We start from the raw sequence: 7,616 nt of genomic DNA, 5'->3' as shown, positions 1-7,616 counted from the left end.
GCGCCGACGGTGCGGTTGCGGGCACGGCCGGTGCCGGAGTGGCGTCGGCCACAGGCGCTGGCACCGCGGCGGCAGCGCCCGGCGCGGGGGGCTTGGGCGCCCAGACCCGCACGCCCATTTCGGCCAGCATGGCGCGCTGCCGGGCATCGAGCTGCGGCACGAAAGAGGTGTCGAAAACCGGCGAACCGTCGTCGCTCATGCGCCCTCCCCACCGGGCTGCACCGCACCGGGGGTGCGCAGGTCCAGGCTCATGACCACCGCGTCCTCGCGCGCCAGGTGCCCGGCCGGGTAATAGCCCTTGCGCACGCCCACCGCGGTGAAACCGTAGCGCTCATAAAGGTGGCGTGCCGGCTGGTTGCTCTGGCGGACCTCCAGCCACAGCCACTGGGCGCGCTGGCCGCGCGACCACAGCACCAGGGCGTCGAGCAGGAAACGGCCCCAGCCCTGGCGCTGGAACGCCGGGGCCACGGTGATGTTCAGCAGGTGCACTTCATCGACCCCGGGCATCGCCACCAGGTAACCGAGCAGCACCCGACCATCCGACCGCGCCGGCGACGGCATCTCCCCTGGCAAGGCCTGCCCCAGCAGCATGACCACCGGGTAGCCCGCCTGCAGGGAGTCGCGAAAGTGCTTGGGGGTCCAGGGGTGGGGATAGGCGCGCTTTTCCACCTCGTGCACGGCATCGAGGTCGGCCAACGTCATCGGCACGAACGCGATGCGGCGGTCGGCCACCGGGGCGGTCGGCAGCGTCTGCTGGCCCGGCCACCAGGCGGCAGGGGTGCCGGTGTCCGGCGCAGCGCTCACCGCTGGGCTCCTGCGCGCTCGCGCTCCTCGGTGGTCCGGGCCACCTTGTCGCGCACATACAGCGGCAGCGCCTGCGCCGCGGGCACCGCCAGCCCCTGGGTCAGCAGGCCGGGCGCCAGCCGCAGCAGCGCACCGGCCGTGGGCAGCACCACCAGCCGCTCGCCCGGCACGGCCTGCAACCGCTCGCCATACGCCGCCAGCGCATTGCCGGCCAGCCACAGGCCCTGACCGGAAGCCGGAGCACCGTGCCCGGCCAGCCAGTCCCCGAGGGCCTCGGGGGCCACCAGAACCGGCGCGGCGATGGCCCGCAGTTGCTCGCCGTCCACGGCATACAGCGCGGCGTAGATCTCGTCCATGCGGGCGTCCAGCAGGGCCGCCACCAGGGTCAGCGGCGGCGCGTCCGCAATCTGGCTGCGCTGCCAGCGGGCCTCTTCGGCCAGCGCCAGCAGCGTGTCCACCGGCAGCACGGGCAGACCTGGCGCATCGGGTTGCCCGGCGCGGGCGCCGTAGGCCAGGCCCTGGGCCACCGCACACGCCGTGCGCAGCCCGGTGAACGCGCCCGGCCCGCGCCCGAACACCACGGCGTCCAGGGTGGACAGGGCCCAGCCCGCCTGCGCCAGCAGCGTCTGGGCCGCCGGCAGCAGGGTGGTGGACGCCTGGGCAGCGCCGGCGCCGGCGTAGCTGGCGGGCACCGCGCCCGGGCCGCCTGTGCCCACGGCCACCGACAAGGTGTCGGTGCTGGATTCGATGGCCAGAAGGCGCAGGGCGGGCGAAACAGTCATCCGGCGATTATCGGCCAGGGGGTGAGCGCCGCCTGCCCGGCCCCCGGTTCGATAATGGCGCCATGCCTCCGCTCCGCCTCGCCACCCGACTCCGCACCCTCTGCCTGGCCTGGCTGGCGGCCACGACCCTGCCCGCCTGCGCGCAACGGCCGGTGTCGGTGGACACCCTGCCCCCGCCGGTGCTGGCCGCGCTGCAGCGCGCGGGCGTACCGCCTTCGGCGCTGTCGGCAGTGGTGGCCCCGCTGGACGGGGGCCCGGTGCGGCTGAGCCACCGGGCCGAGGTGCCCGTCAACCCAGCCTCGGTCATGAAGTTGGTGACCACTTACGCCGCCGTCGACCTGCTCGGCCCCGACTACACCTGGGACACGCGCTTCTACACCGACGCCCGGGTCGAGGCCGGGGCGCTGCGCGGCAACCTCTATGTGCGCGGCAGCGGCGACCCCAAGTTCGTGCTGGAACGCATCCAGGCGGCCTTCGCCGCGCTGCAGGGCCAGGGCGTGCAGGTGATCCTGGGCGACATGGTGCTGGACCACTCGGCCTTCGAAATCGACCCGCACCACGACCCGGCGGCCTTCGACGGCGAAGGGCTGCGGCCCTACAACGCCGCGCCCGACGCCCTGCTGGTGAATTTCAAGTCGGTGATCCTGCGCTTCACGCCCGATGCCCAGGCCGGCGTGGCACGCGTCAGCAGCGAACCGCCCCTGGCCGGCCTGGCCATCGACGCCACCGTGCCGCTGGCGCGGGGCAAGGGCTGCGGCGACTGGCGCGGCGACCTGCAGGGCCGCTTCGACAACCCGAACGCCATCCGCTTCGAGGGCCGCTACCCGCCGGGCTGCGGCGAGCGCATCTGGCCCGTGGCCTACCAGGACCCGGCCTCCTACGCCGCGCGCGCGCTCGAAGGCCTGTGGCGGGCCAGCGGCGGGCTGATCACCGGCAAGGTGCGCACCGGCGCCACACCGCCCGGGGTGCGCCTGCTGCACGAAGCGCGCTCGCTGCCCCTGTCGGACATCATCACCGACGTCAACCAGTGGAGCAACAACGTGATGGCCCAGCAGGTGTTCCTGACCCTGGGCCGGCTGGCGCCCCCGCGCCTGGACAGCGCCACCGCACCGCGTGGCCCCTTGCAACCGATCCGGCCGGGCCGGTTCGAGCGTTCGCGCGAAGTGCTGCGCACCTGGTGGGTCAACACCTTCGGCCTCAAATACTCGGCGCCGGTGCTCAACAACGGTTCGGGCCTCTCGCGCGACGAACGCATCACCCCCGAGTCGCTGGCGCAATTGCTGCGCCACGCAGCCAACAACCCGAACGGCCAGACGTTTGTGCAGTCGCTGGCCATCGCCGGCGTGAACGGCACGGCCGCCCGGCTGGCCCAGGGGCCCGGCAGCGCCGCACGCGGCAATGCGCGGGTGAAGACGGGCACGCTGCGCGACGTGACCGGCATCGCCGGTTATGTGCAGGCCCAGGATGGGCAGCGGTATGCGGTGGTGGGCATCATCAACCACCCGAACGCGGGGGCCGGGCGCCCGGCCCTGGACGCCTTGCTGGAGTGGACGGCCAGCGCCGCCCACTGAGCGGCCGCCCGAACCCCGTTGCGAAAGCTGTCAGGCGAGCAGCACCACCAGCGCCACAGCGATCGCGGCCACCGCGCCAACCCACAGCCAGGGCTGGCGGCGGCGCTGCGCCAGTCCGCGTTCGCGGCGGCGGTCCAGCGCGTCGTCGAGCAGCCGGTCGGAGCCGACGTCGGACTGCACCGTGTTGTAGTACTGGTGTACGGTGTCGTCGTTGATCACCAGGGCATCGGACTGGCGGGAATGGACAAACTGGTTGTTTTTCATGGCACTGGAGACGTTCAAGAGATGGGAGCCGGCGCAGGCACCCGCCCACCCGGGCGCAGCACCCTCCATCCCGCCCTTCTCTTCGGCAACGGTGGGCCATTCTTGAGTCCCGGGCGGGGTGTCCGGCACCCCGAAGGTCGCTCAGGGCGACAGGCGGTGGTCAGGCGGCCGCGCGCTGCAGGCGGTCGCGCACACCGTCCCAGGCCGTGTCCCCGGGGGGCGTCTCCACCCAGATGAGGCGGACACCGGTGGCGTCCAGCTCGCGCAGCACGGCAAACAGCTCGTGGGCACAGGCAGCGGCATCGGCCGGCATGCGGCGCACCGCCACCCCCGGGGCCGCTTTCAGACGCGCGCGCGCATACACCGCGATGTGCTTCGCGTCGGCGCCCAGCACCTCCAGCGCGGCCTGCAGGGGCCGGGCCTCCATCAGCCGCACCTTGGCGCGCGGCGCATAGTGCGATTCAAGCGTGCCCGAGGCGCGCGGCGCGGTGGCGTCGCGCTCGCGCAGTGGCTGACCGCAGGCGGCCTCGATCTGCGCCGGGGTGAGCATGCCGGGGCGCAGCAGCACCGGCACGCCCCGCGAGCAGTCCACGATGGTCGATTCGATGCCCACCGGGCAGACACCGCCATCGAGGATGAGCAGCTGATCGTCGCCCAGATCGGCGAATTCCTCGGCCACGTGCGCGGCGCTGGTCGGGCTGACGCGCCCGAAACGGTTGGCGCTGGGTGCGGCCACGCCCAGCACGCCGTGCGCGCGGGCCGCCTTCAGCAGCGCCTGCGCCACCGGGTGTACCGGGCAGCGCACGCCCACCGAATCCTGGCCGCCGGCCGCCACCGCGGCAACCTCGGGCCGGCGCGGCAGGATCAGCGTCAGCGGACCGGGCCAGAAGGCCTGCATCAGCGCCACGGCCACGTCGGGCACGCTGTGCGCCAGCGGTGCCACCGCCGCGCGCCAGTCGCCACCTTCAGCCGGAGGGATGTGCACGATCAGCGGGTGGTCGCTGGGCCGGCCCTTGGCGGTGAAGATGCCGTTCACCGCGCTGGCGTTGCCGGCGTCGGCCGCCAGGCCGTACACCGTCTCGGTCGGCATGCCGACCAGGCCGCCCGCAGCCAGGCGCAACGCGGCCTGCTCGATGGCCACCGGGCCGCTGGCGTTCAGGGTCAGGGGCATGGCGAGACGATCAATCCAGCGCGGGAAGACCGAGCAGCGTGAGCACCTGCGCCGCGGTGCCGCGCACCTTTGCCAGCGTGGCGCCGGTGATGTTCAGGTGGCCCATCTTGCGGCCCGGGCGGGCGCTGAGCTTGCCGTACAGGTGCAGGTTCGTGCCCGGCAGCGCCAGCACCTGCGCCCAGGGCGGCGACACCGGTTGCTCGCTGGCCTCGGCGCGCACGCCGTTGGGTTGAAACCAGAGGTCGCCCAGCAGGTTGACCATCAGCGCCGGGCTGTGCGCGCGCGGCGTGGGCAGCGGCAGGCCGGCCAGCGCACGCACCTGCGCCTCGAACTGCGAAACGTCGCAGGCGTTCTGCGTGTAGTGGCCGCTGTTGTGCGGGCGCGGCGCCATCTCGTTGACGACCAGATCGCTGCCACCCCGGCCGTTGTCGACCACGAAATACTCGACGCAGAGCACGCCCACATAGCCCAGGTGGTTGGCGATGGCGACGGTGGAGGCCTGCGCGCGCGCGGCCAGATCGACCGGCACCGCGCCCTCGTGCACCTCGGTGATCGCCAGGATGCCGTCGTGGTGGGTGTTATTCTGCACCGGGAAGACGGCCACCTGGCCGTCGGCGCCGCGCGCCACCAGCACCGAACACTCGCTCTGCAGCGGCAGCATTTTTTCCAGCACACAGGCCACGCGGCCGAGCTGTTCCCACGCGGCAGCCAGCTCGGCACGGGTCTTCACGCGGATCTGGCCCTTGCCGTCGTAACCCAGACGCGCGGTCTTGAGGATGCCGGGCAGCAGGTTGTCGGCCACCGCCGCCAGTTGCCCGGCGGTTTCGATGGTGGCGTTGGGCGCGGGGTGCACACCGCTGATGGCCGCGCACTGGCTGAAGTGCGCCTTTTCGGCGATGCGGTCCTGCGCCACGGCGACGCAGTCGGCCGAGGGCGCCACCGGGCGCTGCGCGGCCAGTGTGCGCAGCGCGGCGGCGGGCACGTTTTCGAATTCGGTGGTGATGGCGTCACAGCGCTGCGCCAGTTCGGCCAGACCCTGCGGGTCTTCGTAACCGGTGCGGATGTGGTGGTGCGCGATCAGGCCGGCCGGGCTGGCCGGGTCGGCGTCGAGCACCACGGTGACGTAACCCATGGCCTGCGCGGCCTGCACGAACATGCGGCCGAGCTGGCCGCCGCCCATCACGCCCAGGGTCATGGACTGGCCACGGTCGTTCAGCGCGCCGGGCAACAAGGGGGTGAGGCTCATGGGGTCAGACGGGCAGGGTCATGGCGCGCGCGGCTTCGGTCTGCGCGGCTCGGAAAGTTTCCAGTTTCTGGCGCAGCACCGGATCCTGATTGGCCAGCAGGGCCACGGCGAACAGCGCCGCGTTGGCGGCCCCGGCGGCACCGATGGCGAAGGTGGCCACCGGCACCCCCTTGGGCATCTGCACGATGGAATGCAGCGAATCCACGCCCGACAGCGCCTTGGACTGCACCGGCACGCCCAGCACCGGCACCACCGTCTTGGCGGCGAGCATGCCCGGCAGGTGCGCCGCGCCGCCGGCACCGGCGATGATGGCCTGCAGGCCCCGGCCGGCGGCGGCCTCGGCGTAGGCAAACATGTCGTCGGGCATGCGGTGCGCCGAGACCACGCGCGCCTCGTGCGCGATGCCGAAGTCTTGAAGGATCTGCACGGCGTGCTGCATGGTGTCCCAGTCGCTGCTGGAACCCATGACGACGCCGACCTGGGGCTGGCTCATGGAAAGGGCTTTCTGCGGGGCCCGGCAAGGGGCGGCCAATCGGGGGTGGCGCGCGAACGTCGGCGCTCCGGTAAAGTGCGGATTTTACGTTTTGCGACCGCGGGCATCCCCGCCCGCCGACACGCCATGATCAACGTCACCATCGCCAACTTCGAAGCCGAGGTCATCGAAGCCTCCATGCACACCCCCGTGCTGGTGGACTTCTGGGCCCCCTGGTGCGGCCCCTGCAAGGTCATCGGACCGCTGCTCGAAAAGCTCGAAACCGAGTACCAGGGCCGCTTCAAGCTGGTCAAAATCGATTCCGATCAGGAGCAGCAGCTCGCCGCCGCCTTCGGCATCCGCAGCATCCCGACCTGCGTGCTGCTGATCGGCGGCCAGCCGGTCGACGGCTTCATGGGCGCCGTGCCCGAGGGCCAGGTCAAGGCCTTCCTCGACAAGCACCTGCCCAGCGAAGAAGAGCTGGCGGCCCTGGCCGAGGCCGACGAAGCCCAGCAGATGCTGGCCGAAGGCGCCGAGGGCGACACCGACGCCGTCTCGGCCCTGGAAAAGCTGGCCCATGCCGTGGCCCAGGCGCCGGACAACGACGATCTGCGCTTCGAACTGATCAAGCAGTCGATCAGCCACGGGCTGTTCGAGCAGGCCGCCGCCGCCCTGGCCCCGGCGCTGGCGCGCATCCCCGTGTCGCTGCGCTTCGAGGCCCTGGCCCAGTGGCTCAACGCGCTCGAATTCGTGGGCACCGACCCGCGCGGCCAGTGGCCGCTGGAACAGTTCGACGACCTCATCGGCCAGAACAAGCGCGACTTCGACACCCGCTTCGCCAAGAGCCGCGTGCTCATCGCCATGGGCGAGTGGCCGGCGGCACTCGACGAACTGCTGGAAATCATCATGCGCGACAAGAAGTGGGCCGACGAAGCCCCGCGCAAGACCTACATCGGCCTGCTGGAACTCATGACCCCGCCTCAGCCCAAGGCCGACCCGGCCGCCGCCGGCAAGAGCGCGGGCGGTATCGAGCTGGCGGGCCAGTCCGTGGTGCAGGAAGACCCGCAGGCGCAAATGGTGTCGCAGTACCGCCGCAAGCTGAGCATGGCGCTGAACTGATCCCCCTGCGCGGCGCCGTCGCTTCCCCCGGAAGCGGCGCCGCGCCTGCGAACGGGCAAAGCCAGTTCCGTGATGCGCCTGGACAAGCGAGCTAGCTGTTGAGTTGCAATAGGTTGTTCCCGGAGAGCCGGGATGCTGGAGGCTTGTAGCCCAGTGCCGAGTGAGGCCTGCGGGCGTTGTAGTAGGC

The 7,616-nt window shown here is 72.0% G+C and carries 8 protein-coding genes and 1 pseudogene; 2 read left to right on the top strand and 7 right to left on the bottom strand.

What is annotated here, in order from left to right; genetic code table 11:
• The 3 genes and pseudogenes from QQK43_RS22235 to tsaB all read right to left on the bottom strand — a co-directional run.
• Positions 1 to 199 (bottom strand): annotated as a pseudogene (locus QQK43_RS22235) (hypothetical protein); the annotation flags it as partial.
• Complete coding sequence (rimI, locus tag QQK43_RS22230; protein ID WP_284309503.1) at positions 196 to 702, bottom strand: ribosomal protein S18-alanine N-acetyltransferase; 507 nt, start codon at positions 700 to 702, stop codon at positions 196 to 198. The gene rimI and the pseudogene QQK43_RS22235, both read right to left, overlap by 4 nt.
• A 98-nt stretch (positions 703 to 800) precedes the next feature.
• Positions 801 to 1,568: a tRNA (adenosine(37)-N6)-threonylcarbamoyltransferase complex dimerization subunit type 1 TsaB gene (gene tsaB / locus QQK43_RS22225; protein ID WP_284309502.1), complete on the bottom strand. Its 768-nt coding sequence runs from the start codon at positions 1,566 to 1,568 to the stop codon at positions 801 to 803.
• 80 nt (positions 1,569 to 1,648) lie between these two features.
• Here tsaB and dacB point away from each other — a divergent pair, with 80 nt between their 5' ends.
• Positions 1,649 to 3,157 carry a D-alanyl-D-alanine carboxypeptidase/D-alanyl-D-alanine endopeptidase gene (gene dacB, locus QQK43_RS22220; RefSeq protein ID WP_284309501.1) on the top strand — a complete coding sequence of 503 codons (1,509 nt, stop codon included), beginning with the start codon at positions 1,649 to 1,651 and terminating at the stop codon, positions 3,155 to 3,157.
• A gap of 30 nt (positions 3,158 to 3,187) precedes the next feature.
• Here the strand turns inward: dacB and QQK43_RS22215 are convergent, their stop codons facing one another.
• The 4 genes from QQK43_RS22215 to purE form a co-directional block, all read right to left on the bottom strand.
• Entirely contained in the window at positions 3,188 to 3,421 is a 234-nt protein-coding gene (locus QQK43_RS22215) for a hypothetical protein (RefSeq protein WP_234267513.1), read from the bottom strand.
• A gap of 160 nt (positions 3,422 to 3,581) precedes the next feature.
• Entirely contained in the window at positions 3,582 to 4,586 is a 1,005-nt protein-coding gene (locus QQK43_RS22210; protein WP_370465337.1) for an L-threonylcarbamoyladenylate synthase, read from the bottom strand.
• A 16-nt stretch (positions 4,587 to 4,602) separates the two neighbouring features.
• Positions 4,603 to 5,838 (bottom strand): 5-(carboxyamino)imidazole ribonucleotide synthase, encoded by a 1,236-nt coding sequence (locus tag QQK43_RS22205; protein WP_284309499.1) that lies wholly within the window; start codon positions 5,836 to 5,838, stop codon positions 4,603 to 4,605.
• A 4-nt stretch (positions 5,839 to 5,842) separates the two neighbouring features.
• Entirely contained in the window at positions 5,843 to 6,331 is a 489-nt protein-coding gene (gene purE / locus QQK43_RS22200) for a 5-(carboxyamino)imidazole ribonucleotide mutase (RefSeq protein ID WP_234267510.1), read from the bottom strand.
• 126 nt (positions 6,332 to 6,457) lie between these two features.
• Here purE and trxA point away from each other — a divergent pair, with 126 nt between their 5' ends.
• On the top strand, positions 6,458 to 7,429 hold the full coding sequence (gene trxA, locus QQK43_RS22195; RefSeq protein ID WP_234267509.1) for a thioredoxin: 972 nt from the start codon (positions 6,458 to 6,460) through the stop codon (positions 7,427 to 7,429).
• The last annotated feature ends 187 nt before the right edge of the window (positions 7,430 to 7,616 follow it).

This window comes from Hydrogenophaga electricum (assembly GCF_030160815.1).
Classification (GTDB): domain Bacteria; phylum Pseudomonadota; class Gammaproteobacteria; order Burkholderiales; family Burkholderiaceae_C; genus Hydrogenophaga; species Hydrogenophaga electricum.
The sequence above is the reverse complement of the archived record's forward strand: the minus strand, read 5'-3'. Positions and strand labels throughout refer to the sequence as shown.

Excerpts from the sequence above, each read along its gene's own strand:
- QQK43_RS22215 (WP_234267513.1), bottom strand. The coding sequence starts at position 3,421 with ATGAAAAACAACCAGTTTGTCCATTCCCGCCAGTCCGATGCCCTGGTG.
- dacB (WP_284309501.1), top strand. The coding sequence starts at position 1,649 with ATGCCTCCGCTCCGCCTCGCCACCCGACTCCGCACCCTCTGCCTGGCC.
- purE (WP_234267510.1), bottom strand. The coding sequence starts at position 6,331 with ATGAGCCAGCCCCAGGTCGGCGTCGTCATGGGTTCCAGCAGCGACTGG.
- trxA (WP_234267509.1), top strand. The coding sequence starts at position 6,458 with ATGATCAACGTCACCATCGCCAACTTCGAAGCCGAGGTCATCGAAGCC.
- QQK43_RS22205 (WP_284309499.1), bottom strand. The coding sequence starts at position 5,838 with ATGAGCCTCACCCCCTTGTTGCCCGGCGCGCTGAACGACCGTGGCCAG.
- rimI (WP_284309503.1), bottom strand. The coding sequence starts at position 702 with ATGACGTTGGCCGACCTCGATGCCGTGCACGAGGTGGAAAAGCGCGCC.